This window comes from Metapseudomonas otitidis, from assembly GCF_011397855.1.
Taxonomy (GTDB): Bacteria; Pseudomonadota; Gammaproteobacteria; order Pseudomonadales; family Pseudomonadaceae; genus Metapseudomonas; species Metapseudomonas otitidis.
The window spans coordinates 5,678,226-5,702,539 of the sequence record NZ_AP022642.1; the positions used below are offsets into that span (position 1 = coordinate 5,678,226).

At 68.0% G+C, this 24,314-nt stretch carries 23 protein-coding genes; 4 read left to right on the forward strand and 19 right to left on the reverse strand.

The annotated features are described in order from the left end of the window. Window positions 1-27: 27 nt before the first annotated feature. Both PotMrB4_RS26280 and PotMrB4_RS26285 read left to right on the forward strand, forming a co-directional pair. The gene (locus tag PotMrB4_RS26280) at window positions 28-1,968 is read left to right on the forward strand and encodes a HAMP domain-containing methyl-accepting chemotaxis protein (protein WP_172434859.1); all 1,941 of its coding nucleotides are present in this window, start codon (window positions 28-30) and stop codon (window positions 1,966-1,968) included. A gap of 55 nt (window positions 1,969-2,023) precedes the next feature. Then, window positions 2,024-2,446: a UPF0158 family protein gene (locus PotMrB4_RS26285; protein ID WP_069565327.1), complete on the forward strand. Its 423-nt coding sequence runs from the start codon at window positions 2,024-2,026 to the stop codon at window positions 2,444-2,446. Window positions 2,447-2,936: 490 nt separating this feature from the next. On the opposite strand, the gene PotMrB4_RS26290 is transcribed toward PotMrB4_RS26285, so the two are convergent. The 6 genes from PotMrB4_RS26290 to pip form a co-directional block, all read right to left on the reverse strand. Continuing rightward, the gene (locus PotMrB4_RS26290; RefSeq protein ID WP_172434860.1) at window positions 2,937-3,617 is read right to left on the reverse strand and encodes a hypothetical protein; all 681 of its coding nucleotides are present in this window, start codon (window positions 3,615-3,617) and stop codon (window positions 2,937-2,939) included. Between the two features lie 201 nt (window positions 3,618-3,818). Then, window positions 3,819-4,553 carry an amino acid ABC transporter ATP-binding protein gene (locus PotMrB4_RS26295; RefSeq protein ID WP_044405493.1) on the reverse strand — a complete coding sequence of 245 codons (735 nt, stop codon included), beginning with the start codon at window positions 4,551-4,553 and terminating at the stop codon, window positions 3,819-3,821. Next, window positions 4,546-5,508: an amino acid ABC transporter permease gene (locus PotMrB4_RS26300; protein WP_074973645.1), complete on the reverse strand. Its 963-nt coding sequence runs from the start codon at window positions 5,506-5,508 to the stop codon at window positions 4,546-4,548. The genes PotMrB4_RS26295 and PotMrB4_RS26300 overlap by 8 nt, the downstream gene beginning before the upstream one ends. A 94-nt stretch (window positions 5,509-5,602) precedes the next feature. Continuing rightward, window positions 5,603-6,394, reverse strand: coding sequence for a transporter substrate-binding domain-containing protein (locus tag PotMrB4_RS26305; RefSeq protein WP_044405490.1), 792 nt, complete (start codon window positions 6,392-6,394; stop codon window positions 5,603-5,605). A gap of 157 nt (window positions 6,395-6,551) precedes the next feature. Beyond that, on the reverse strand, window positions 6,552-6,989 hold the full coding sequence (dtd, locus tag PotMrB4_RS26310) for a D-aminoacyl-tRNA deacylase (RefSeq protein ID WP_044405489.1): 438 nt from the start codon (window positions 6,987-6,989) through the stop codon (window positions 6,552-6,554). Beyond that, the gene (gene pip / locus PotMrB4_RS26315; RefSeq protein WP_044405487.1) at window positions 6,989-7,963 is read right to left on the reverse strand and encodes a prolyl aminopeptidase; all 975 of its coding nucleotides are present in this window, start codon (window positions 7,961-7,963) and stop codon (window positions 6,989-6,991) included. The genes dtd and pip overlap by 1 nt, the downstream gene beginning before the upstream one ends. 95 nt (window positions 7,964-8,058) lie before the next feature. On the opposite strand from pip, the gene PotMrB4_RS26320 reads away from it, so the two are divergent. Continuing rightward, complete coding sequence (locus PotMrB4_RS26320; RefSeq protein ID WP_172434861.1) at window positions 8,059-8,490, forward strand: hypothetical protein; 432 nt, start codon at window positions 8,059-8,061, stop codon at window positions 8,488-8,490. Between the two features lie 155 nt (window positions 8,491-8,645). Here PotMrB4_RS26320 and hutG read toward each other — a convergent pair whose 3' ends face one another. The 8 genes from hutG to hutC form a co-directional block, all read right to left on the reverse strand. Then, the gene (hutG, locus tag PotMrB4_RS26325; RefSeq protein ID WP_172434862.1) at window positions 8,646-9,449 is read right to left on the reverse strand and encodes an N-formylglutamate deformylase; all 804 of its coding nucleotides are present in this window, start codon (window positions 9,447-9,449) and stop codon (window positions 8,646-8,648) included. Beyond that, window positions 9,442-10,650 carry an imidazolonepropionase gene (gene hutI / locus PotMrB4_RS26330; RefSeq protein WP_172434863.1) on the reverse strand — a complete coding sequence of 403 codons (1,209 nt, stop codon included), beginning with the start codon at window positions 10,648-10,650 and terminating at the stop codon, window positions 9,442-9,444. The genes hutG and hutI overlap by 8 nt, the downstream gene beginning before the upstream one ends. 87 nt (window positions 10,651-10,737) lie before the next feature. Continuing rightward, the gene (locus PotMrB4_RS26335) at window positions 10,738-12,132 is read right to left on the reverse strand and encodes an amino acid permease (protein ID WP_172434864.1); all 1,395 of its coding nucleotides are present in this window, start codon (window positions 12,130-12,132) and stop codon (window positions 10,738-10,740) included. Between the two features lie 76 nt (window positions 12,133-12,208). Continuing rightward, a complete protein-coding gene (gene hutH, locus PotMrB4_RS26340; RefSeq protein ID WP_044405477.1) occupies window positions 12,209-13,741 on the reverse strand; it encodes a histidine ammonia-lyase in 1,533 nt (510 codons plus the stop codon). 6 nt (window positions 13,742-13,747) lie between these two features. Further along, window positions 13,748-15,418, reverse strand: coding sequence for a urocanate hydratase (gene hutU, locus PotMrB4_RS26345; protein ID WP_160482137.1), 1,671 nt, complete (start codon window positions 15,416-15,418; stop codon window positions 13,748-13,750). A gap of 38 nt (window positions 15,419-15,456) precedes the next feature. After that, on the reverse strand, window positions 15,457-16,782 hold the full coding sequence (locus PotMrB4_RS26350) for a YjiH family protein (protein ID WP_172434865.1): 1,326 nt from the start codon (window positions 16,780-16,782) through the stop codon (window positions 15,457-15,459). 319 nt (window positions 16,783-17,101) lie between these two features. Next, window positions 17,102-17,674, reverse strand: coding sequence for a HutD/Ves family protein (locus PotMrB4_RS26355; RefSeq protein ID WP_165664929.1), 573 nt, complete (start codon window positions 17,672-17,674; stop codon window positions 17,102-17,104). Further along, window positions 17,671-18,423 carry a histidine utilization repressor gene (gene hutC / locus PotMrB4_RS26360; protein ID WP_069559931.1) on the reverse strand — a complete coding sequence of 251 codons (753 nt, stop codon included), beginning with the start codon at window positions 18,421-18,423 and terminating at the stop codon, window positions 17,671-17,673. Before hutC ends, PotMrB4_RS26355 begins: the two co-directional genes overlap by 4 nt. A 162-nt stretch (window positions 18,424-18,585) precedes the next feature. Here hutC and PotMrB4_RS26365 point away from each other — a divergent pair, with 162 nt between their 5' ends. Further along, window positions 18,586-19,944, forward strand: coding sequence for a formimidoylglutamate deiminase (locus tag PotMrB4_RS26365; protein WP_172434866.1), 1,359 nt, complete (start codon window positions 18,586-18,588; stop codon window positions 19,942-19,944). A gap of 16 nt (window positions 19,945-19,960) precedes the next feature. Here the strand turns inward: PotMrB4_RS26365 and PotMrB4_RS26370 are convergent, their stop codons facing one another. The 5 genes from PotMrB4_RS26370 to PotMrB4_RS26390 form a co-directional block, all read right to left on the reverse strand. After that, entirely contained in the window at window positions 19,961-20,512 is a 552-nt protein-coding gene (locus PotMrB4_RS26370) for a lipocalin family protein (RefSeq protein WP_172434867.1), read from the reverse strand. Next, the gene (locus tag PotMrB4_RS26375) at window positions 20,512-20,766 is read right to left on the reverse strand and encodes a lipoprotein (protein ID WP_044405457.1); all 255 of its coding nucleotides are present in this window, start codon (window positions 20,764-20,766) and stop codon (window positions 20,512-20,514) included. The genes PotMrB4_RS26370 and PotMrB4_RS26375 overlap by 1 nt, the downstream gene beginning before the upstream one ends. A gap of 69 nt (window positions 20,767-20,835) precedes the next feature. Beyond that, window positions 20,836-21,435 (reverse strand): DUF924 family protein, encoded by a 600-nt coding sequence (locus tag PotMrB4_RS26380; protein WP_172434868.1) that lies wholly within the window; start codon window positions 21,433-21,435, stop codon window positions 20,836-20,838. Between the two features lie 3 nt (window positions 21,436-21,438). Then, window positions 21,439-22,449 (reverse strand): class 1 fructose-bisphosphatase, encoded by a 1,011-nt coding sequence (locus PotMrB4_RS26385; protein ID WP_044405451.1) that lies wholly within the window; start codon window positions 22,447-22,449, stop codon window positions 21,439-21,441. 159 nt (window positions 22,450-22,608) lie between these two features. Further along, window positions 22,609-24,258, reverse strand: coding sequence for a histidine kinase N-terminal 7TM domain-containing diguanylate cyclase (locus PotMrB4_RS26390; RefSeq protein ID WP_232060771.1), 1,650 nt, complete (start codon window positions 24,256-24,258; stop codon window positions 22,609-22,611). Between the last annotated feature and the right edge of the window lie 56 nt (window positions 24,259-24,314).

Genomic DNA, 24,314 nt, shown 5'->3' on the forward strand with positions numbered 1-24,314 from the left:
CGGGCTTACGCATTCCCGGGAGAAACCATGTACCACTGGTGCACACAACGGCTCGCCGACCTGCGGGTCGGCCGCAAACTTGCCTTCGGCTTCGGCCTCGTCCTGCTCCTCACCCTGGCGGTGATGTTCACCGGCATCCGCGGCATCGACCGCATGATCGACAGCAGCGACCAGATGGTCACCGTCAGCGAGCTGGAAAACACCATCAAGGACGCCCGCGCCCAGCGCCTGCAGTTCGTCAGCACCGGCGACCTGCAGCACGCCCGCAACATCGAACAGCTGATCGACGCCATGCTCGCCATCAGCGACCGCCTGGAGGCCGACGCCCACACCGCCCAAGGCCGGACCCGACTGGAGCAACTGCGCAGCGAGATCAACGCCTACCGCCAGTCCCTCGCCGCCCTGATCCGCGCCCAGGAGGACCGCAACGCCGCCCGAGCCGTGCTGATCAAGTCCGCCGAGGCCGTACTCGCCCAGTTCGCCGAACTGCAGAAACGGCGCTTCGACGACCTCGCCCGCGACCCGACCAACCCCGAACTGCTGGCCGAAACCCGCACCATCACCGGGCTCAACCAGCAGTTGCTGTCCATCCGCTACCTGGTGCGCGGCTTCGTCTTCCAGCAGACCCCGGAATCCGAGCAACCGGCCCAGGCCGCCCTGGCGCAGTTGCAGCGCGACCTCGACGCACTCAAGCAGCAGGCCACCGGCGACTTCGCCGACTACCTGGCCCGCGCCCGCCCCTCCTTCGATGCCTACCTCAGCGCCGTGCGCCAGTTCGGCCAGGGCGTCGAGGCCAGCCGCGCCGCCATCGACACCATGGGCAAGCACGCGGAGACCATGCGCGACCAGGGCAACCGGATCTACGAGCTGCAGGTGAAGGCCCGCAGCAGCGACGCCACCAGCGCCCGCAGCCAGCTGCTCGTCACCACCCTGTTGGCCATCAGCCTCGCCGTGTTCGCCGCCTGGTCCATCAGCCGGCAGATCCTCGACCCGCTGCGCCAGGCGCTGGCCTTCGCCTCGCGCATCGCCGACGGTGACCTGCGCGCCGAACTGCAGGCCAATCGCCAGGACGAACTGGGCCAACTGCAGCGCGCCCTGCAGGCCATGGCCGGCAACCTGCGCCAGCTGATCGGGCGCATCGGCGACGGCGTCACCCAGATCGCCAGCGCCGCCGAAGAACTCTCCGCCGTCACCGAACAGACCAGCGCCGGCGTGAACGCGCAGAAGGTCGAGACCGACCAGGTCGCCACCGCCATGAACGAAATGGCCGCCACCGTCCACGACGTGGCGCGCAACGCCGAGCAGGCCTCCGAAGCCGCCGCCTCCGCCGACCGCGAGGCGGCCCAGGGCGACCGCCTGGTGCGCCAGGCCCTCGGCCAGGTGGACCGCCTCGCCGCCGAAGTGGGCCGCTCCACCGAGTCCGTGCAGCAGCTGCGCCGCGAGAGCGACAAGATCGGCAGCGTGCTGGACGTGATCAAGACCGTCGCCGACCAGACCAACCTGCTGGCCCTCAACGCCGCCATCGAAGCCGCCCGTGCCGGCGAGGCCGGGCGCGGCTTCGCCGTGGTGGCCGACGAAGTGCGCGGCCTGGCCCAGCGCACCCAGCAGTCCACCGAGGAAATCCAGGAGCTGATCGCCGGCCTGCAGAACGGCAGCCAGCAGGCCGCCGGCATGATGGAAAGCAGCCTGGAGCTGACCGAAGACACCCTGCGCCTGGCCCGCGAGGCCGGCGACTCGCTGACCTCCATCACCGGCGCCGTCTCGGCCATCCAGTCGATGAACCAGCAGATCGCCGCCGCCGCCGAGCAGCAGAGCGCCGTGGCCGAGGAGATCAACCGCAGCGTCCTCAACGTGCGCGACATCTCCGAGCAGACCGCCGCCGCCAGCGACCAGACCGCCGCGTCCAGCGTTGAGCTGGCACGCCTGGGCAACGAACTGCAACAGATGGTCGGGCGCTTCCGGGTCTGACACCGCCCGCCGGAGGGCGTAGGATCGGGCCTTCCCCCTTGCCGAGGCCCGAGCCATGCGCCCCCTGACCATCGACCTCGACCAACTGGCCTTCGCCCTCTCCACCGAGGGCCTGGACCACTACCTGGACCTGCTCACCGGCAAGGTCCTGCTGATCCCTGAAGAGGATGCCGATCCCCAGCTGGAAACCCTCCTGCGCGAAGAGCCGGAGCGTTTCCTGCTGGTGGAACCCCTCACCCACGGCGACGAGCTGCGGCTGATGGAGGAATTCCTCCACGAAGTCGTCCACCCCCACGCCTACACCGCCCTGCAACAGGCCCTGGCCGGCCGCAAACCGGCCCGCGCCTTCCGCCACGTGCTGATGGAGTACCCGGTCCTGCTGGAAGCCTGGCACCACTTCGAAGCGGCCCGCCTGAGGGAACTGGCGCAGGACTGGCTGGAGGACAACGAATTGCAGGCGGCGGTGCCTTTGCATTGAGCCGAATCTGGCGTGCGCACGAGACGTCAACCCAGGCTGGTTTTCGCGTTCTGCGGACGTCCCCTGTTTCGCCTTGCCTGGCGAGTTTCTTTTTTCAGTCGGTCGCCAAAAAAGAAACCAAAAAGGCTCGCCCCAGCATACGGGTCCCGCTTCGCGGGACTCCGCTCGGCCTCCTGAAGGGGCATTCATCCCCGCCCCACCTCAGGCGCCGCCATCATTTCGGTGTATGCACCATCCTCAAACCCAAAGCAAAAGGGCCGCATCGCGCAAGCCGTTCGCTTAAAGTGTTGAAGCTCATAACCACATGTGGGGCTATGTGCTTCATTTTTTCGGATATGCAAAGCGCAGAAAAATCTTCTGAAAGACAGGGTATTTCCCAAAAAATGGATAACGGGCACAGGGATTTTCCTCCCAGGCCTGCCAAGCTGTGGCTTCTATGAATAGACTTTTCACTTGGATTGACACTTTTTCTTGACCAGTTTTTGGCCGCTCATTTTTTCTTTCCCTGTCCCGCCAGCAGGCGTCGAGCATCCTTCTCTGCCGCCAATCGAGCCTTCGCGGCGGCGAGATTTGATGAAGCACGCCTGTGTCGCTCAAAAAGGCCCTGATAGTCGCGCCTGACACCATCGACGCCACCTTTTTCAAGGAGCCTGCAAATCGTCCAGTTCACGGCGATCTGATGCTCTAGATCAGCAATTCGACGTTCCTTTTCCCAACTCGCAATTCCGGTGGCAAAGAAGGCGCGATCACTAACTTCCGTAGATTTGACTTCGTTGAGCCGTTTAATGAGTTCCAGACGCGCGCTGACACTGTAGCGTGCCTGGAACGCGGAATCGGGGATATCTGCCAATTGGTGGAAACGCTGTGGTACTGCGTCGTGATAGCACCAACGGCGAACCTTCTTGCGTCCGTACAGGTAGTCACCAACCTTGGTTTCGTCGTCTGGATAACTAGGCTCGAATTGGTGGAATGTTCCGCAGTGAAGCGCTGCCTCAAATACATGAGAGACCCGTTCCTTCATGGCTTCACTGATGGTGTCGAACTCCGCATCCAGACTCTTCAGAACCGCTTCCCAGTGTCCGACGAAGCTTGATGATATCTGTTGCTCTTGGGCGGCTTTCTCCGAGAGTTTTACGGCCCATTCATAACTGGGCTTAAACCTGCGCGCCATGTGCCCTCCAAAGCCCTTTACCGAGGGATAATTGTTACCAGCTTGGCAAAGCGCTTAATTACATCACTTGCTCCACTAAATAGCGATTATGACTAATCATTTGATTTAAAAGAATGTAAAAAGAAAAATCCCGGCACATATAGCCGGGATTCTTTAACACTTTAAGCGAACGAATTGCGCATCGCGGCCCTTTCCATTCCCTTACAGCACCTGCCTGAGGAACGCCTGCGCACGCGGGTCCCGGGGCTGGTCGAAGAACTGCGCCGGCGGCGCATCCTCCAGCAACTTGCCATGGTCGAAGAACAGCACCCGGTCGGCCACCTCGCGGGCGAAGCCCATCTCGTGGGTGACGCAGACCATGGTCATGCCCTCCTGGGCCAGCTGCTTCATCACGTCCAGCACCTCGCCGACCATCTCCGGGTCCAGCGCCGAGGTGGGCTCGTCGAACAGCATCACCTTCGGCTCCATGCACAGCGCCCGGGCAATGGCCACGCGCTGCTGCTGCCCGCCGGACAGGCGCGAGGGGTACTCGCCGGCCTTCTGGGCGATGCCCACCTTGGCCAGCAGCGCCCGGGCCTTCTCCTCGCGCTCGGCCTTGCCGCGCTTGCGCACCACCTTCTGCGCCAGGCAGAGGTTCTCCAGCACGGTCATGTGCGGGAACAGGTTGAAGTGCTGGAACACCATGCCGACTTCGCGGCGGTAGGCATTCACATCGGTCTTCGGGTTGGCCAGGTCGACGCCGTCGATGCTCACCGAGCCCGCGTCCAACTCCTCCAGGCCGTTGAGGCAGCGCAGGAAGGTGGACTTGCCGGAGCCGGAGGGGCCGATCACCACCACCACCTCGCCGCGCTTGACCGAGGTGGTCACGTCGTCGACGGCGCGCACTTCCTGGCCGCGGGCGTCGAAGACTTTCATCAGGTTGCGGACTTCAATCACTTTTCCCGAGCCTCCGCTCCAGTCGGTTGGCGATCTGCGACAGCGGCAGGTTGATGACCAGGTACAACGCGGCGACGCAGAACCAGATCTCGAAGGTGGAGAACGACGTCGTGATCGCCTCGCGGCCGCTCTTGGTCAGCTCGGTGATGGCGATCACCGACACCAGCGAAGTGTCCTTCACCAGGCTGATGAACTGCCCGGCCAGCGGCGGCAGCACGCGCTTGAACGCCTGGGGCAGGATCACGTAGCGCATCGACTGGCCGCCGGTGAGGCCGAGGGAACGCGCGGCCTCGTTCTGTCCACGGGCGATGGACTGCACGCCGGCGCGGACGATCTCGCCCACGTAGGCCCCGGTGAACAGCGCCAGGGCGGCGACGCCGGCGAACTCCCGGGAGAGGTCCAGCACGGTGCCGATGAAGAAGTAGAAGATGAAGATCTGCACCAGCAGCGGGGTGCCCCGCACCAGCTCGACGTACACGGTGGAGAGGTCGCGCAGTGTGGGGTTCTGCGACAGCCGGCAGAGCCCGGTGAAGAGGCCGATCACCAACCCCAGCGCGCCCGAGAGCACGGATATCCACAGGGTGGTCCAGAGGCCCCAGAGCAGCGGGCCGGCCGCCCAGTGGCGGGTCACGCCGACCACGTCACCTTCGGAGAGGTCGTCGCCCTGGCTGACCTGCAGGCTGTCCTTGGCCACCTGCAGCTGTTGCTCCTCGCCGCCCTCGGTGACCAGGGTCACCCGGGCGTTGGCGCCTTCCTCGGCAATGGCCTCGACCCGCGCGTAGTCGGCCGCGCGCTGGGCCTCTTCGGCCTGGTAGGCGAAATACTGCGGCACCCGGTTCCAGCGCCACTCGTAGGAGATCAGGGAGGTGGAGTACCAGAGGCCGTAGGCGACCACCAGCAGGATCAGGCCCGTCAGCAGGTGCCAGGGCCAGGTACGGCGGTGTTTTCTAGTCACGATGGGTCTCGCTCATGGCGATGCCTGGGGGGCGAAAAAGACAGGTCCGGCCTCGTGGGCCGGACCTGTCGCGTGCAGCGGGGAGCGCGTCCCGTTATTCCATGTCTTTCAGCCAGGCGGTGTTCTTGAACCACTTGGCATGGATGCGCTCGTAGGTGCCGTCCTTCTGGATCTGGTGCAGCCAGTTGTTGATCCAGTTGATGCTGTCGTAGTCACCCTTCTTCAGACCGAAGGCCAGGGGCTCGTAGGTGAAGGGCTCTTCCAGGTACACCAGCTTGCCGGCGCCGGCCTTGTTCACCGCGACCACGTTGTAGGGGGCGTCGTAGATGAAGGCATCGGCCTTGCCGTTGACCACGTCCATCACCGCTTCCTGCTCGTTGTCGAAGCCGTGGTACTGGGCCTTGGCGATCAGCTTCTTGGCGACCATCTCGCCGGTGGTGCCGATCTTGGAGGTGATGCGGTACTGGCCGTCGTTGAGGTCCTTGTAGGACTTGATCTTGCCTTCCAGGTCCTTGCGGATCAGCAGGGTCTGGCCGACCACGATGAAGGGCTCGGAGAAGTTGATGCGCAGGTTGCGCTCCTGGGTCAGGGTCATGCCGGAGCCGATCATGTCGAACTTGTCGGTCAGCAGGGCCGGGATGATGCCGTCGTAGCTGGTGGACACCAGCTCCAGCTTCACGCCCATGGCCTTGGACATGGCCTTGAGCAGGTCCACTTCGAAGCCGATGATTTCGCCGCGCTTGTTGGTCATTTCGAAGGGCATGTAGGTCGGGTCCATGCCGACCCGCAGGGTGCCGCGCTTGACCGCGTCATCGACGACGCCGGCGTGGGCCAGGCCGGTGAAGGCGCAGGCGGAGAGCAACAGGGATGCGAGAAGCTTCTTCATTCTTACTCCTGACAGGGCAGATCGTTATTGTGTGAAGCGGCGCCCACGGACCCGACGGGCATGGCGCGAAATCCTAACCGCCCGGACCGTGGATGGCGAGTCAACCCGAAGCAACAAGCACGCCACAATCGGACAGGCGGCGCGGAGCGAGACGGGCTCAGCTTTCCAGCAGGAAGGTGACCGGGCCGTCGTTGACCAGGTGCACCTGCATGTCGGCGCCGAAACGCCCGGTGGCGACCTGGGCGTGCTGGGCACGGGCCCGCGCCACCAGGTAGTCGAACAGGCGCTCGCCCTGGGCCGGCGGCGCGGCGCTGGAGAAGCTCGGGCGCAGGCCGCTGCGGGTGTCGGCGGCCAGGGTGAACTGCGAGACCAGCAGCAGGCCGCCCTCCACGGCACCGAGGGACAGGTTCATCTTCCCTTCGGCATCGCTGAACACGCGGTAGTTGAGCAGCTTGTGCAGCAGTTTGTCGGCGCTGGCCTCGGTGTCCTGGGGCTCTACGCCCACCAGCACCAGCAGGCCGCGGTCGATGGCGCCGACGGTCTCCCCGGCGACGTCCACCCGGGCGGCGGAGACCCGTTGCAGCAGCGCCTTCATCAGGCTTCCTCTTCCGGCGGCAGGTCCAGCAGGCGGCGGGCGATGCTGTCCGTGGCGCGCAGCAGGGCATCGGTAATGCCCGCTTCGGAGGCGGCGTGGCCGGCGTCGCGGACGATCTGCAGCTCGCTGTTGGGCCAGGCCTTGTGCAGCTCCCAGGCGTTCTCCAGGGGGCAGATGGCGTCATAGCGACCGTGCACGATCACCCCCGGCAGGTGGGCGATGCGCGGCATGTCGCGCAGCAGCTGGTTGGGTTCGAGGAAGGCGTTGTTGACGAAGTAGTGGCACTCGATGCGGGCGATGGACAGCGCGCGCATCGGCTCGCTGAAGCGCTCCACCACCGAGGCGCTGGGGCGCAGGGTGGCGGTGCGGCCTTCCCAGGTGGACCAGGCCTTGGCGGCGTGCATCTGGGCGATCTGGTCGGTGCCGATGAGGCGCTTGTAGAAGGCCTGGATCAGGTCGTCCTGCTCGTCCGCCGGGATGGGCGCCAGGTAGTCTTCCCAGTAGTCGGGGAACAGCCGGCTCGCGCCCTCCTGGTAGAACCACTTCAGCTCCTGGGGACGGCACAGGAAGATGCCCCGCAGGATCAGTGCCCGCACCCGGTCCGGGTGGGCCTGGGCGTAGGCCAGCGACAGGGTGGAGCCCCAGGAACCGCCGAACAGCACCCAGCGGTCGATGCCCAGGTGCTCGCGGATGCGTTCGAGGTCGGCGACCAGGTCCCAGGTGGTGTTGTTCTCCAGGCTGGCGTGGGGGGTGGAGCGGCCACAGCCACGCTGGTCGAAGGTGACGATGCGGTACAGGGTCGGGTCGAAGAAACGCCGGCTCAGGGCATCGCAGCCGGCGCCCGGGCCGCCGTGGATGAACACCACCGGCAGGCCGTCGGGGGTACCGCTCTCGTCGATGTAGAGCACATGCGGTTCGTCCACAGCCAGTTCGTGGCGGGCGTAGGGCTTAATTTCCGGATACAAAGTCAGCATGCTGGGCTCCGATTCTGTGCTCTAGGCCAATGCCCCCCGGGACATCCGCCGCCTAATGTGCCCGGCATCATAAACGAGGGAAATGGAGTTCGAATATGTCAGCGAGGCTGTTCACCCTACCGATCGTACTGTTCCTGGCCCTGCTCGCCGGTTGCGGCCGCGAAGACCCGGCCGCCGAGCTGGAGGCAGCGGTCAAGGCCCTGCAGGCCAACCTGGAAGCGAAGGACACCGGCGCGGTGATGAAGCAGTTGCACCCGCAGTTCGCCACCGCCGACGGCAACGACCGCGAATGGGCACGGCGCACCATGGCGCTGCTGTTCATGCGCCACAAGAACGTGTCGATCATCGCCCTGAGCCAAGACAGCCGCCTCGACCCCACCTACCGCGAGAAGGGCCACACCGACGCCCGCGTCGCCCTCACCGGCGCCGAAGGCCTCATCCCCGACGCCGCCCGCCAATACGCCGTGAAGCTCGAATGGTGGCGCGACGACGGCGACTGGAAGCTCGCCCGCCTCAGTTGGGAGTGATCCCGGCCTGAGCACTCCCCCACGCCTGACAGCGTACCGGTGGGCTGGCCCGGCCCACCCTACGCGCAGGCCCCGGCCAACAAGCCTGTAGGGGCAAATTCATTCGCCCAAGGGCCGCAACGTGGCCTCGGTCTCATGTATGTACCCGGTTTGGCTCAACACCCATAGCGCTCCCGCCCCCAGGCGAGCATCGCCAGCAGCAGCTGGCGGATGACCTTGCGGGTGGGGACGGCGAGGTCTTCGCGGAAGGCGAAGGGTGCCTCTTCGTTCATGTAGGTGCGCTGGGCCAGCTCCAGTTGCACGGCATGGATGTGCTGGGCCGGCTGGCCGTAGTGACGGGTGATGTGGCCGCCCTTGAAGCGGCCGTTGAGCACATGGCTGTAGCCCTCGGCGCGGGTGCAGACGCTGACCAGCGCGTCGGCGAGGCCCGGGTCGCAGCTGGCGCCGGCGTTGGTGCCGAGGTTGAAGTCCGGCAGGTGGCCGTCGAACAGGCGGGGGATGAAGGCGCGGATGGAGTGGGCGTCGAACAGCAGCGCATAACCGAACTCGCGCTTCAGCCGCTCCAGCTCCTCGGCGATGCGCCCGTGGTAGGGCGTCCAGATGCGTTCCAGGTAGCCGGCGCGCTCTTCGGCGGACGGTGCCGCGCCTTCGCGGAACAGCGGCTGGCCGTCGAACATCACGTCGGGGAACAGGCCGGTGGTGGCGGTGGCGTAGAGCGGCGCGTCGTCCGCCGGGCGGTTGAGGTCGATGACGTAGCGCGAGTAGCGCGCCGCCAGGGTCGCGGCCCCCAGTTCGGCAGCGAAATCGTAGAGCAGCGGGATGTGCCAGTCGGTGTCGATCAGCGAGCGCGCGGCATCGCTCAGGCCGGCCTCCACCGCCGGGGTCAGGCGGGTGCCGGGGTGCGGCATGCTGATCAGCAGCGGCACGCGGCCGGGGGTGAAGTCGAGGACGTTATCCAAGGTCGATCTCCTGTCCATGGCGCACCACCCGGTTGGGCAAGGTGCCGCCGAGCCAATAGGCCAGCTCCGCCGGGCGCTGGATGTCCCAGGCGACGAAGTCGGCGAGCTTGCCCGCTTCCAGGCTGCCGCAGCGCTCGGCCAGGCCCAGGGCGCGGGCGGCGTTGAGGGTGACGCCGGCCAGGGCCTCTTCCGGGGTCAGGCGGAACACGGTGCAGGCCATGTTGAGCATCAGCCGCAGGGACAGCGCCGGTGAGGTACCGGGGTTGAGGTCGCTGGCCACCGCCATGGTCACGCCGTGGCGACGCAGGGCATCGATGGGCGGCAGCTGGGTCTCGCGCAGCAGGTAGAAGGCGCCCGGCAGCAGCACGGCGACGGTGCCGGCATCGGCCATGGCGATGGCGTCGTCCTCGGTCATGTATTCCAGGTGGTCCGCCGACAGGGCGTCGTAGCGCGCCGCCAGGCTGGAACCATGCAGGGGCGACAGCTGCTCGGCGTGCAGCTTCACCGGCAGCCCCAGCCCGCGCGCGGCCTGGAACACCCGCTCGACCTGGGCCGGGGAGAAGGCCAGGTGCTCGCAGAAGGCGTCCACCGCATCCACCAGGCCCTCGGCGGCCAGTGCCGGCAGAATTTCGGTGCAGACCACCTCGATGTAGTCGTCGGCGCGGCCGGCGTATTCCGGCGGCAAGGCGTGGGCGGCGAGGCAGGTGGTCTTCACCGTCACCGGCAGCACCTCGCCCAGGCGCCGCGCGACCCGCAGCATCTTGCGCTCGCTGGCCAGGTCCAGCCCGTAGCCGGACTTCACCTCCAGGGTGGTGACGCCGTCGCGCAGCAGATGCCGGGCGCGTGTCACCGCGCTGGCCAGCAGCTCGTCCTCGCTGGCCTCGCGGGTGGCGCGCACGGTGCTGGCGATGCCGCCGCCCCGGGCGGCGATCTCGGCGTAGCTGACGCCCTCCAGGCGCTGCTCGAACTCGGCGCTGCGGTCACCGCCGAACACCAGGTGGGTGTGGCAGTCGATCAGCCCCGGGGTGACCCAGGCGCCACCGAGGTCGACCTGCCTGGCATCGCCGGTATCCGGGGCCTCGGCCAGCGGGCCGACCCAGCGGATCAGCGCGCCTTCGGTGAGCAGCGCGCCGTGCTCGATGATGGAGTAGCGCCCGTCCCGCAGGGTGGCGATGTGGGCGTTGTGCCAAAGCGTCTTCATGATCGTGGGCCCTTTGCATGGCTGGAATGGGCGAGGGTCATGGGTCCTCCATGGATGAGGCCGCCCGCATTGCGGGGGGCACGGGGTTCAAGGCAGTTCGGCGACCGGCTCGGGCTCGCGGCCCGACGGACGCACCCAGAGCCAGTAGGCGAGCACCAGCAGTGCAATCCACACCAGCCCCACCAACAGCGCCATCTGGGTCTTCGGGAACCAGCCCAGCACGGCGAAGATGAACAGCATGAAGGCGATGGCCAGGACCGGTCCCACCGGCCAGAACGGCACCTTGAACGCCAATGCCTGCTGTTCGGCCGGGCTCATGCGCCGACGCATGGCCACCTGGGAAACGAGGATCATCAGCCAGACCCAGACAGTGGCGAAGGTGGCGATGGAAGCGATCAGCAGGAACACCCGCTCCGGGATCAGGTAGTTCAGCACCACGCCGATCAGCAGTGCGCCAGCCATCACCACCACGGTCAGCCAGGGCACGCCATGGCGCGAGACCCGGGCGAAGCCGGACGGCGCCTGGCCTTGCAGCGCCAGGCCATAGAGCATGCGACCGGCGCCGAATACGTCGCTGTTGATGGCCGACACGGCGGCGGAGATCACCACCAGGTTGAGGATCATGGCGGCCGAGCCGATACCCAACCCGTCGAAGATCTGCACGAAGGGGCTGCCCTGGGTGCCGATCTGCGGCCAGGGGAAGATCGCCATGAGCACGAACAGGGTCAGCACGTAGAACAGCAGGATGCGCACCGGCACCGCGTTCACCGCGCGGGGGATGACCTTCTGCGGGTCGCGGGCTTCGGCAGCGGTCACGCCGATGATCTCGATGCCGCCGAAGGCGAACACCACCACGGCCAGTGAGGCCACCAGGCCACCGAAGCCATGGGGCATGAAACCGCCGTGCTGCCAGAGATTCTCGAGACCGGTGCCGGCATGGCCGGTCTCCAGGCCGAAACCGTAGAGCATGATGCCGAAGCCGCCGAGGATCATGGCGACGATGGCCCCGACCTTGATCAGCGACAGCCAGAACTCCAGCTCACCGAAAACCTTCACCGTGCACAGGTTCAGCGCGCCGATGAAGCAGATGATCGACAGCACCCAGATCCACCGGGGCACGTCGGGAAACCAGAACCCCATGTAGATGCCGAAGGCGGTCACGTCGGCGAGGCAGACGATCACCATCTCGAACGCATAGGTCCAGCCGGTGATGAACCCGGCCAGCGGACCGATGTAGGTGCTGGCGTATTCGGCGAAGGCGCCGGGCGTGGGGTTGCGCACGGCCATTTCACCGAGGGCGCGCATCACCATGTACACCGCGACACCGGCCACCAGGTAGGCCAGCAGCACGGAAGGGCCGGCCATCTGGATGGCCGAGGCGGAGCCGTAGAACAGGCCGGTGCCGATGGCCGAGCCCAGGGCGATGAAGCGGATGTGGCGGGCGCTCAGGCCTCGCTGGAGGGAAGCGTGTGACGTGGTCATTCCATTGCTCTCCTGATTGTTCTTGTCATGCAGAGGCAGGCATGGAGCCGCCCCGGGACCGGGGCGGCGAAGGGGCTCAGAAGCTCGGCAGCAGGCCGGCCGGCACCAGGGCGTTGAGGCAACCGCTGGCCAGCAGGTCGCTGGCGGCCTCGATGTCGGGGGCGAAGAAGCGGTCCTCCTGGTAGTAGGGCACCTGCTGACGCAGGGTGGTGCGGGCCTGCTCCAGCTTCGGCGAGGTCTTCAGGCCGGTGCGGAAGTCCAGCCCCTGGCAAGCCCCCAGCCACTCGATGGCGAGGATGCCGCGCACGTTCTCGGCCATGGCCCAGAGGCGCTTGCCGGCGTTCGGCGCCATGGACACGTGGTCCTCCTGATTGGCCGAGGTGGGCAGGCTGTCGACGCTGTGGGGATGGGCCAGGGCCTTGTTGTCACTGGCCAGGGCGGCGGCGGTGACCTGGGCGATCATGAAGCCCGAGTTGACCCCACCGTTCTCCACCAGGAAGGGCGGCAGCTGGGACATGTGCATGTCCATCATCAGCGAGATGCGCCGCTCGGACAGCGAGCCCACTTCGGCGATGGCCAGGGCCAGGTTATCGGCGGCCATGGCCACCGGCTCGGCGTGGAAGTTGCCGCCGGACACCACGTCGCCTTCCTCGGCGAACACCAGGGGGTTGTCGGAAACCGCGTTGGCTTCGATCTCCAGCACCTCGGCGGCCTGGCGCAGCTGGGTCAGGCAGGCGCCCATGACCTGGGGCTGGCAGCGCAGGGAATACGGGTCCTGGACCTTGTCGCACTTCTCGTGGGAGCGGGCGATCTCGCTGCTGGCGGTGAGCAGCTCGCGGTACGCCGCCGCCACATCCACCTGGCCGCGCTGGCCACGGGCGGCATGAATGCGCGCGTCGAACGGTGCCCGCGAGCCGAGCATGGCCTCGACGCTGAGGCTGCCGCAGACGGTGGCGGCGGCGAACAGGTCCTCGGCCTCGAACAGCCCGCGCAGGGCGTAGGCGGTGGACGCCTGGGTGCCGTTGAGCAGTGCCAGCCCTTCCTTGGCGGCCAGGGTCAGCGGCTCCAGCCCGGCGATGGCCAGGGCCTCGCGGGCGGGCAGCCACTGGCCCTTGTGGCGGGCGCGGCTCTCACCGAGCAGCACCAGGGACATGTGCGCCAGCGGCGCCAGGTCACCGGAGGCACCGACCGAGCCCTTGAGCGGGATGTGCGGATAGACCTCGGCGTTGAGCAGCGCCACCAGGGCGTCGATCACCGTACGGCGGATGCCGGAGAAGCCGCGCGCCAGGCTGTTGACCTTGAGCAGCATGATCAGCCGCACCATAGCGTCGTCCAGCGCCTCGCCAACACCGGCGGCGTGGGACAGCACCAGGGAACGCTGCAGCTTCTCCAGGTCGTGGGGGGCGATGCGGGTGGAGGCCAGCAGGCCGAACCCGGTGTTGATGCCATAGGCGGTGCGGCCCTCGGCGATGATCGCTTCGACGCAGCCGACGCTGGCGGCGATGGGCGCATCGGCCGAGGCGTCGAGGGTGATGCGCTGGGGCTGCTGGAAGGCGGCGCGCAGCTGGGCCAGGGTCAGGTGGCCGGGAGTGAGGTGCAAGGCATTCATTTCGGCTTATTCCCCCTTGCCGATCATGGGCAGGTTCAGGCCCTGCTCGCGGGCGCAATCGATGGCCACAGCGTAGCCAGCATCGGCATGGCGCATGACGCCGGTGGCCGGGTCGTTGGTCAGCACGCGGGCAATGCGCGCGGCGGCGGCGTCGGTGCCGTCGCAGACGATCACCACGCCGGAGTGCTGGGAGAAGCCCATGCCCACGCCGCCGCCATGGTGCAGCGACACCCAGGTGGCGCCGCTGGCCGTGTTCAGCAGGGCGTTGAGCAGCGGCCAGTCGGAGACGGCGTCGGAGCCGTCGGCCATGGCTTCGGTCTCACGGTTGGGGCTGGCCACCGAGCCGGAGTCCAGGTGGTCGCGGCCGATCACCACCGGTGCGGACAGCTCGCCCGAGCGCACCATTTCGTTGAAGGCCAGGCCCAGCTTGGCGCGCAGGCCCAGGCCGACCCAGCAGATGCGTGCCGGCAGGCCCTGGAAGGCGATGCGCTCGCGGGCCATGTCCAGCCAGCGGTGCAGGTGGGCGTCGTCGGGGATCAGCTCCTTCACCTTGGCGTCGGTCTTGTAGATGTCCTGCGGGTCGCCGGAGAGCGCGGCCCAGCGGAACGGGCCGATGCCCCGGCAGAACAGCGGGCGGATGTAGGCCGGGACGAAGCCGGGGAAGTCGAAGGCGTTGGTCACGCCCTCGTCCTGGGCCATCTGGCGGATGTTGTTGCCGTAGTCGAAGGTGGGGATGCCCTGCTTCTGGAAGTCGAGCATGGCGCGCACGTGCACGGCCATGGACTGCTTGGCGGCCTTGACCACGCCGGCCGGGTCGGTCTGCGCGCGGTCGCGGTACTGCTCCCAGGTCCAGCCGGCGGGCAGGTAGCCGTTGAGCGGGTCGTGGGCGCTGGTCTGGTCGGTGACCATGTCCGGGCGCACGCCCCGGCGCACCAGCTCCGGGAGGATCTCGGCGGCGTTGCCGTGCAGGGCGATGGAGATGGCCTTGCCTTCGGCGGTGTAGCGGGCGATGCGCGCCAGGGCGTCATCGAGGTCCTTGGCCTGCTCGTCCACGTAGCGGGTCTTCAGGCGGAAGTCGATGCGGCTCTGCTGGCACTCGATGTTCAGCGAGCAGGCCCCGGCCAGGGTCGCGGCCAGGGGCTGGGCGCCGCCCATGCCGCCCAGGCCGGCGGTGAGCACCCAGCGGCCCTTGAGGTCGCCGTTGTAGTGCTGGCGGCCGGCCTCGACGAAGGTTTCATAGGTGCCCTGGACGATGCCCTGGCTGCCGATGTAGATCCAGCTGCCGGCGGTCATCTGGCCGTACATGGCCAGGCCCTTGGCATCCAGTTCGTTGAAGTGTTCCCAGGTGGCCCAGTGCGGCACCAGGTTGGAGTTGGCGATCAGCACGCGGGGGGCGTCGGCGTGGGTGCGGAACACCCCCACCGGCTTGCCGGACTGCACCAGCAGGGTCTCGTCGTCGCCGAGCTTCTTCAGGCTGTCGACGATGGCGTCGAAGCATTCCCAGTTGCGCGCGGCGCGGCCGATGCCGCCGTACACCACCAGCTCCTTCGGGTTCTCCGCCACCTCGGGGTCGAGGTTGTTCATCAACATGCGCAGCGGGGCTTCGGTGAGCCAGCTCCGGGCGTTGAGGGTGGTGCCGCGCGGGGCGCGGATCTCGATGTCGCGGTACTTGGTCATGGCAGTCTCCAGCGAAGGTGGATGGATGTTCGGGCGGCTCACAGCCAGCCCAGGAATTGCGCCAGGTAGGCCAGCGGCACGCTGAACACCAGGCTGAGAAGGGTGCGCTGCAGCCAGACCAGCAGCAGGTCCCGCAGGCGGAGCGGGATCCGCGTGGCCAGCACGCAGGGGATCGAGGCGGACAGGAACAGCACGCTGCTGACGGACACGATGGCGGTGACGAAGCGCACCAGCACGTCGGCGTCCTTGAGCAGCATCGCCGGCAGGAACATCTCGGCCAGGCCGGCGGCGAGGGCGCGGGCCACCACCATCGGTTCGCCCAGGCCCAGCAGCCAGGTGACGGGATAGAGCAGCAGGCCGACGGCGTCGAACAGCGGCGTGTAGCGGGCGGCCAGCAACCCGAGGAGCCCGACGGCGAGGATGCTGGGCAGGATGGCGGCGGTCATGCGCAGGCCATCGATGAAGGTTTCCCGCAGGGCGGATGCCAGCGTCGGGGCCTGGGCGGCCTGCTCCAGCCCAGCGCGCCAGGCACTGGCCAGGCGGCTGGCACCGGGTGCCAGCAGCGGTTCGGCCCGGCTCTCGGACGGCAGCCGCGACAGCGGGTAGATCCGCGCGCTGACGGCGGTCACGGCGAAGGTCACCAGCATGGCGCCCCAGAAGTAGAGGTTCCATTGCCCCATCAGGCCGAGGGTCTTGGCGATGATCACCATGAAGGGCGCCGACACCGTGGAGAACCCGGTGGCGATGATGGCGGCCTCGCGCACACTGTAGTGGCCCTGCTGGTACATGCGGTCGGTGATCAGCAGGCCGACGGAGTAGCTGCCGACGAAGGAGGCCACGGCGTCGATGGCCGACTTGCCCGGGGTCCGCCAGATGGGGCGCATCACCGGCTGCATCAGCACGCCCACCAGCTCCAGCAGGCCGAAGCCGATGAGGAACACCAGCGCCAGGGCCCCCAGCGGCACGATCAGGGCCAGGCTCAGCACCAGCTTGTCGAAGAGGAACGGCAGCATGCCCGGCTCATAGACGGCGGCGGGCCCCACCTGGAACAGGTAGGCGACCCCGACCAGCAAGCCGACGCCCTTGAGAACGCTGAACACCAGGTGGGTGACGCCCTGGCGCCAGCGCCCGCTGCGCCAGGGCTCGATGGCGCCGTAGAGCATGAAGAGCAACGCCAGACCGATGACCAGCGGGCGCGCGTGCACCTGCAGGGCCGAGGCGGCGTGGTCGATCAGGATGGTGGAACGGCCGGCGATCTCGAACGGGACGAAGAACAGCACGAGGCCGATGGCGCTGTAGCCCAGCAGGCGGACGAGTGCCAAGGTGCGGTTCGGCTGTGCAGTCGCTGAAAGGTTGCCAGGCATCGCGCGTCTCCGGTTACAGGGTGTTCAGGGCTCAGGAACAGACACGTATCTACTTGTACATACAAGCATATGCAATTCAGGGACCAACCCGCTCCGCTGCGCCTGCATGACGGCGAGAAGCGCCGGATTACCTGGGCTCGGGCAGGCATCCACGGTTTGCACGGACGCAACCGATCCGACCGCTACCTGGGGCAGCGGCGCATCATTCGGGAGCAGCACCGCACACCGTTGAGGCGTTCGGTAACAGTGGGAGGCAGGCAGACGGGGGGGCCCGGCAAGGGCGAGCAGCGCGGGGAACGCAGGGAAGGTCGGGCGCGCCTCAGCGCGCCAGCAGCTCGATCAGGCAGAGGGTGCCGGCCCCCTCGAGACGGACCTCGGACAGGCCGCCCGAGCGCTCCAGGTGCAGGCAGTCGTGGCGCTCCAGCAGCGGGCCGCCCTGGAGGCCGGCGCCTGCTTCGGCGGCGAACAGCAGCAGGTGGTCGGCATCGCTGAACAGCGACTGCGGCCCGTCGAGGCGCAGCCACTGCAAGCGGGCGGCGTAGCGCGCGGGGGCGTAAATGAGGTTGAAGTCGCGGATCGGCCCGTCGATGAGGGTGCAGTCCACGGCCGCCCCGCCGTCGAAGGCGAAGGCATCCAGGGGGCCCAGGTCGCGGGAAGGCTGGCCGTCCACGGTCAGGCGCATGCCGGCACCTTCGAGCACGGTGATGACGCGCTGGTAGCCGGTGAAGGCGGAAAACGGGCCGGACTGGCCGACATCGGCGATGGACAGGCGCCAGCCGAAGCCGTCGAGGCCGTCCCCGGCATCCCGGAGGATCTCCAGGGTGGAGCCGGCGCCATTCTTCCACGGCATGCGCGGGTAGTCGGCTGCCTTGAGCAGGCGGATGCGGTTCATGAGCCGAAGCGTCCTTCGAGGCGGTAACGCGAGCCGGGGTACAGCAGGCGGGCGCTGGTGACGGTGTTGCGCCCGGACCAGGTGCGGCGGCGGATCAGCAGGCAGGGCTCGCCCCGTTCGATCTGCAGCAGGCGGCACTCGTCGGCGTCGGCGAGGATGGCCTCCACCACGTGCTCGCCCTCGGTGAGCGGGGCGATCTGGGACAGGTAGGCGTGGGGCGTCTGGCGGGTGAAATCCTGGGCCAGGTAGTCGGGGGCCACGGCGGGGTTCACGTAGCGGTCCTCGATCTGCACCGGCACGTCGTTCTCGAAGTGCACGATGCGCGAATGGAACACCCGCTGGCCTTCGCGCAGGTCCAGCGCCAGGGCACGCTCGGGGCCGGCCTGCTCTTCCTGCAGGCTGACCACCACGCAGTGGTGACGGTGGCCACGGGCAGCGATCTCCTCGGCGATGTTGTGCACCTCGAACAGCGCCGCCTGGCCCTTGGGCTCGGCGACGAAGGTGCCCACACCCTGCATGCGCACCAGCAGGCCGTCGGCGGTCAGCTCGCGCAGGGCGCGGTTGATGGTCATGCGACTGAAGCCCAGCTCGCTCACCAGCTCGCTCTCCGACGGCACCCGGTAGTGCGGCGGCCAGGCGCCGGACTGGATCTGCTGGGTGATCATCTGCTTCACCCGGGCGTACAGCGGCGCGGGGGCGTCACCGATCTGGGCGGCCAGGGAGGACGGCGCGGAGGGCGATGGGGACACGGGAATCTCCTTGTGGAAACGGCGGGCACCAGGCAGGCGCCCGCTACCGGCATGTACCGGATTCGACACCGGCGGACAAGCACGGACAGGCGCAAGTTTACGGCGCCCTACAACGTCTGTATATGTATATACAAATAAGACCACTCACCGGGAGCCCGCGCCATGCCTGCCTTCCACGCTGAACGAGCCCTCCTGCCCTCGGGCTGGGCACGTAATGTCCGCTTCGAGGTCGGGGCTTCCGGCCTGCTTGAACAGGTCCTCCCCGATGCCGGTTCCGAGGGCGCCGAGCGGCTCCATGGGCCGGTGCTGCCGGGCATGCCCAACCTGCACTCCCACGCCTTCCAGCGGGCCATGGCCGGCCTGGCCGAGGTGGCAGGCAACCCCAATGACAGCTTCTGGACCTGGCGCAAGCTGATGTACCGCCTGGTGGGCCGCCTCAGCCCCGAGCAGATGGAGGTGATCGCCCGCCAGCTCTACGTGGAGATGCTCAAGGCCGGCTACACCGCCGTGGCCGAGTTCCACTACGTGCACCACGACCCGGCCGGCCGGCCCTATGCCGACCCTGCGGAGCTGGCGCTGTGCATCAGCCGCGCCGCCCGCGACAGCGGCATCGGCCTGACCCTGCTGCCGGTGCTCTACAGCCACGCCGGCTTCGGCGGCCTGCCACCCAACGAGGGCCAGCGCCGTTTCATCCACAGCACCGACAGCTACCTGGCCCTGCAACAGCGCCTGCGCGAGGCACTGCCGGCGGATCAGGGGCTGGGGCTGTGCTTCCACTCCCTGCGGGCGGTGACGCCCGACCAACTGGCCACGGTGCTGGCCGCCGAAGACGGGGCCCGGCCGATCCACATCCACATCGCTGAGCAGCAGAAGGAGGTGGACGACTGCCTGGCCTGGAGCGGCCGTCGTCCCTTGCAGTGGCTGTACGAACACGCGCCGGTGGACACGCGCTGGTGCCTGGTGCACGCCACCCATGCCGAAGCCGATGAGGTGCAGGCCATGGCCCGCAGCGGTGCGGTGGCGGGTCTGTGCCTGACCACCGAGGCCAACCTGGGCGACGGGATCTTCCCGGCGGTGGACTTTCTCGCCCGGGGCGGGCGCCTGGGCATCGGCTCCGACAGCCATGTGTCGGTGAGCGTGGTGGAGGAACTGCGCTGGCTGGAATACGGCCAGCGCCTGCGTGACCAGCGGCGCAATCGCCTGTATCGCCCGGAGCAGCCCCAGGTGGGCCGCACCCTGTTCGACGCGGCCCTGGCCGGCGGCGCCCAGGCCCTGGGCCAACCGGTGGGGGCGCTGGCCGTGGGCAGCCGGGCCGACTGGATCGTGCTGGACGGCACCGACCCCTACCTGGCCACCGCCGAGGGGGATGCGCTGCTCAACCGCTGGCTGTTCGCCGGCGGCGACCGCCAGGTGCGGGATGTGATGGTGGCCGGGCGCTGGGTGGTGCGCAACGGCCACCACCCAGCCGAGGAAGCGACGGCCTGGGCCTTCGCCGAGGTGCTGCGGACCGTCCTGGGCTGACGGCCCGCCGCCGGGGTCAGGGCATCTGGCTGTCGGGCGTGCGCCAGATCAGCCGGTCGGTGTCGTAGCCCTGGGACTGGGCCAGGCGCACCAGGCGCGCGCGGGTCTTCTCCGAAACCACCGGGGTGCGCGAGAGCATCCACAGGTATTCGCGGTTCGGGTTGCCCACCAGCGCGGTGGTGTAGCCCTCGTCCAGGTAGAGCACCCAGTAGTCACCCTTGGCGAGGTCCGGGAAGAGCCGGGTGAAGACGTTGTCGAAGCGCACCCAGAGCTTGTCGGTCTGCCCCTCCACCTGGGGCACGGCGTAGCCGCGTGCCTCCTGCCACTCGCCCTCGGGGGTGCGGCAGCGGTTGAGCACGCCGACGCGGCCCTCGCCTTCCAGGCTGTAGTGGGCCTCGGACTGGGCGCAGTTGCGCTGGAAGAACATCGGCAGGCGCGCCAGCTCGTACCAGGTGCCCTGGTAGCGCTGCAGGTCCACCTGCCCGGCGGTACGCGGCGGTTCCGCCGGGCTGCCGGTGCCGGCACAGCCGGCCAGCAGCAGGGCGGCAGCAAACAGGGCCCGGCGCATCATTTCAGCCCCTTGCCCTGGTACATCACCACCTTGTCGGCGGCGAACTGGATGCTGATGAAGGTCTGCTGGTCACCCCAGGTGCAACTGGTGAGGCCGACCGCGCCGGAGCATTCGGTGGGTTCGCCGATCAGTTGCTCCACCTCGGTCTTGGCCATGCCGGCCTTGATCTTGGAGTAGTTCTCCTGGTTGATCTTGTTACACGCGGCGAGTGCGACGCAGACGGACAGCAGGGCGAGGATACGCAGGCGCATGGATGACTCCGTTCAGGGGTAGGAACGCCGCAAAGCTTGGCACAGCGAGGCGGCGGATGCCCATTGGATTCAGAAGCGCGAGCCGGGTTCCTCGAGGAAACGCAGCTCCGCCTCGGTGGAGGCGCGCGACAGGATGGCGTTGCGGTGGGGAAAGCGACCGAAGCGGGCGATCACCGCGCGGTGCCGCTCGGCGTAGTCCAGGTAGCTGTCGAAGGGGCTGCGCTCGGTCTCGGGTACCGCATCCCGCAGGGCGGCGAAGCGCTGCACGGCCTCGTCCTGCAGGGCCAGGTCCTCGGCGTGCTCCAGCACCAGGTAGGCGAAGACGCGGCGGATCGGCGGGAGCTGCCGGTCCCACGCCTGCGCCAGGCCGTCGCGGACCTGCTCGCGGGCCAGGGCATCGCCGGCAAAGGCGCGGGGCTGGTCGCGGAAGATCATGCGCGGCAACTGGTCCAGCAACAGCAGCCGGGCCAGCCAGCCGTCCGGGCACTGGCCCCACTCGGCGAGGCCGCCGGCCAGGGCCTGCTCCACCCGCGGGCCGAAGTGCTCCCCGGCCTCGCGGTCCTGGCTGTCACGCTTGCCGAACCACAGGCCCTGGCGGCTCGCCACCACCTCGCTGGCCGGGGCCTCGGGCCCGAACCACCAGTCCAGCAGTGGCTGCCAGGGCTGCATGGGTTACTCCAGGTGGTAGCCGGTGACCCGGGCCACTTCTTCCTTGGAGCCCAGGAACACCGGCACGCGCTGGTGCAGGGACTCGGGCTGGAGGTCGAGGATGCGCTGGCGACCGTTGGTGGCGGCACCGCCGGCCTGCTCGATGATGAAGGACATCGGGTTGGCTTCGTACATCAGCCGCAGCTTGCCGGGCTTCTCCGGCTCACGGGCGTCCCAGGGGTACATGAACACGCCACCACGGGTCAGGATGCGGTGCACGTCGGCCACCATGGAGGCGATCCAGCGCATGTTGTAGTTCTTGCCCAGCGGGCCTTCCTTGCCGGCCAGCATCTCGCCCACGTAGCGGCTCACCGGGGCTTCCCAGTGACGCTGGTTGGACATGTTGATGGCGAACTCGGCGGTGGTTTCCGGCACGCGGATGGTGTCGTGGGTGAGCACGAAGGAGCCCAGCTCGCGGTCCAGGGTGAAGCCCTTCACGCCGTCGCCCAGGGTCAGCATGAGCATGGTCTGCGGGCCGTAGATGGCGTAGCCGGCGGCGACCTGCTGGGTGCCGGGCTGGAGGAAGGCTTGTTCGTTCAGGCTGTCGTTCTGCGAGAGGTACTTATCCGGGCAGCGCAGCACCGAGAAGATGGTGCCGACCGAGACGTTGACGTCGATGTTGGAGGAGCCGTCCAGCGGGTCGAACACCAGCAGGTACGCGCCCTTGGGGTACTTGCCAGGGATCTGGTAGGCGTTGTCCATTTCCTCGGAGGCCATGCCGGCCAGGTGGCCGCCCCATTCGTTGGCTTCTAGCAGGATCTCGTTGGAGAGCACGTCGAGCTTCTTCTGCACTTCGCCCTGGACGTTCTCGGTGCCCATGCTGCCCAGCACGCCACCCAGCGCGCCCTTGGACACCGCGTGGCTGATCTCCTTGCACGCACGCGCCACCACCTCGATGAGGAAGCGCAGATCGGCAGGGGTGTTGTGGCTACGGGTCTGCTCGATCAGATAGCGACTGAGGGTAACGCGGGACATGAATTGGCTCCGGATGGAATGGGGAAAAAACGCGCGCAGTTTAGCGCGACTCGCGGCGCATTGCTTCACGCCAGGCGACACGGCGGACGGCAGGCAGGGCCCTGACGAAGCGGTGCCGAAGGATCAGACGCGACACGGGCGCACAGGTTCAGTGACGGCTCAGGACGAAAGGCTCGCCAGGCTGCAGACGCGGTTGCGGCCGTTGCGCTTGGCCTCGTAGAGGGCGGCGTCGGCGATCTGCAGCAGCTCGTCGAGGCCCTGCCCCTGGCCCGGCCAGACCGCCAGGCCGGCGGACAGGGTCACCCGCAGCTCGCCGTTGCGGGTCACCAGGGCGGTGGTGGCCAGTTCACGGCGGATCGCCTCCAGGCGCTCGGCCGCCTCGTGGGCATCGGCCCCGGGCATCACCAGCAGGAACTCCTCGCCGCCGAAGCGGAATACCGCGTCCGAGCTGCGCAGGCTGCACTCCAGGTAGCCGGCGACGCCCTTGAGCACGTCGTCCCCCACCAGGTGGCCGTGGCGGTCGTTGAGCTGCTTGAAGTGGTCCAGGTCGATCAGCGCCAGGGCGATCGGGCTCTGCTCGCGCAGGCCACGGGCCATCTCGCGCTCGAAGAACTCACTGAGGTAGCGGCGGTTGTAGAGGCCGGTGAGCGGGTCGCGCAGGGCCTGCTGGCGCAACTGCTCGTGGAGGCTGGAGATGGTCCGCAGGCGCTCCTCGCTGGTGGCCAGGGCCTCGGCCAGCTGCAGCTCGCTGCAATGCCGCGCGGTGACGTCGCGCAGGTAGATCATCCGCCCCAGCACGTGGTTGCCGGTGCGGGTCAGCCGCTCGATGGCCCGGCAGCGCACCTCGAAGTAGCGCTCCGGCGCCTCCAGGGTGAGCATCGCCTCCAGATTGCCCGACTCCTGCAACAGCGCCTGCAGCGGCTGGCCGACCACCGGCCACTCCGCCAGCACCCGGCCCTGCCAGCCACCGCGCAGACCGGCCAGGCGCAGGGCCGCCGGGTTGGCCTCGATGACACGGCCCTTGGCATCCACCACCAGCACCGGGTCGGGCAGTTCCTCCAGCAGCAGGTGGCGCGCCACCGGCATCAGGTCGAACAGGCGCACACCGACGATCAGCCAGGAGAACGCCGCCAGGGTGAAGGCGAAGCTGAAGGGGGTCGGATCGAACCCGAACAGGGTCCAGCCGAAGATCACGTAGGACGCATTGGCGACCCAGGGCACGCAGGTGACGAAGACGAACGCCAGGTAGTGCCGGCGGTGCAGGCCGTGGCTGGCCAGCACCGCGCGCGCCACCACGTAGAGGCAGAACAGCATCTGCAGGTAGACGTAGACCGCCACGCCGTGGAACAGCACCCCGTGCTCATAGCGCACCGGTGCGCCGGGCAGGTCGCTCAGCGGCGACGTGCCCGGCCCGTAGAAGGCCTGGTGCCAGGGGTTGCTGGCCGCCAGCGCCCAGGCCAGCAGCGGCGCGATGGACAGCGCCAGGTAACGGCGCGGCGACAGGGGCTCACGGATGCTGTTGACGTACTGCCAGAGGAACACCGCCCAGAGCGTCGGCACCCCGACAATGCCCGGCCAGGCCATGGTGGCCCACAGCACCTTGCACGAGGCGCCCTCGGCAGCCAGCTCCAGTCCGGCGGCACCCAGCCACCAGAGGATGCCCAGGTGCATGAGGATGAAACTGGCGCGGCCAGGGAAGTAGCGCTGTCGACCGACCCAGCGCGCCAGCAGGATGACCCCGACCGCCACCACCCCGGTGAACAGCACCGGCGGCGTGAGGCTCCAGCCCGGGATCGAACACAGGCTCACCGACACGCTTCCACAGGGCGAACAGCCTCGGCACGCCGGACAAGGGCATGGGGCAG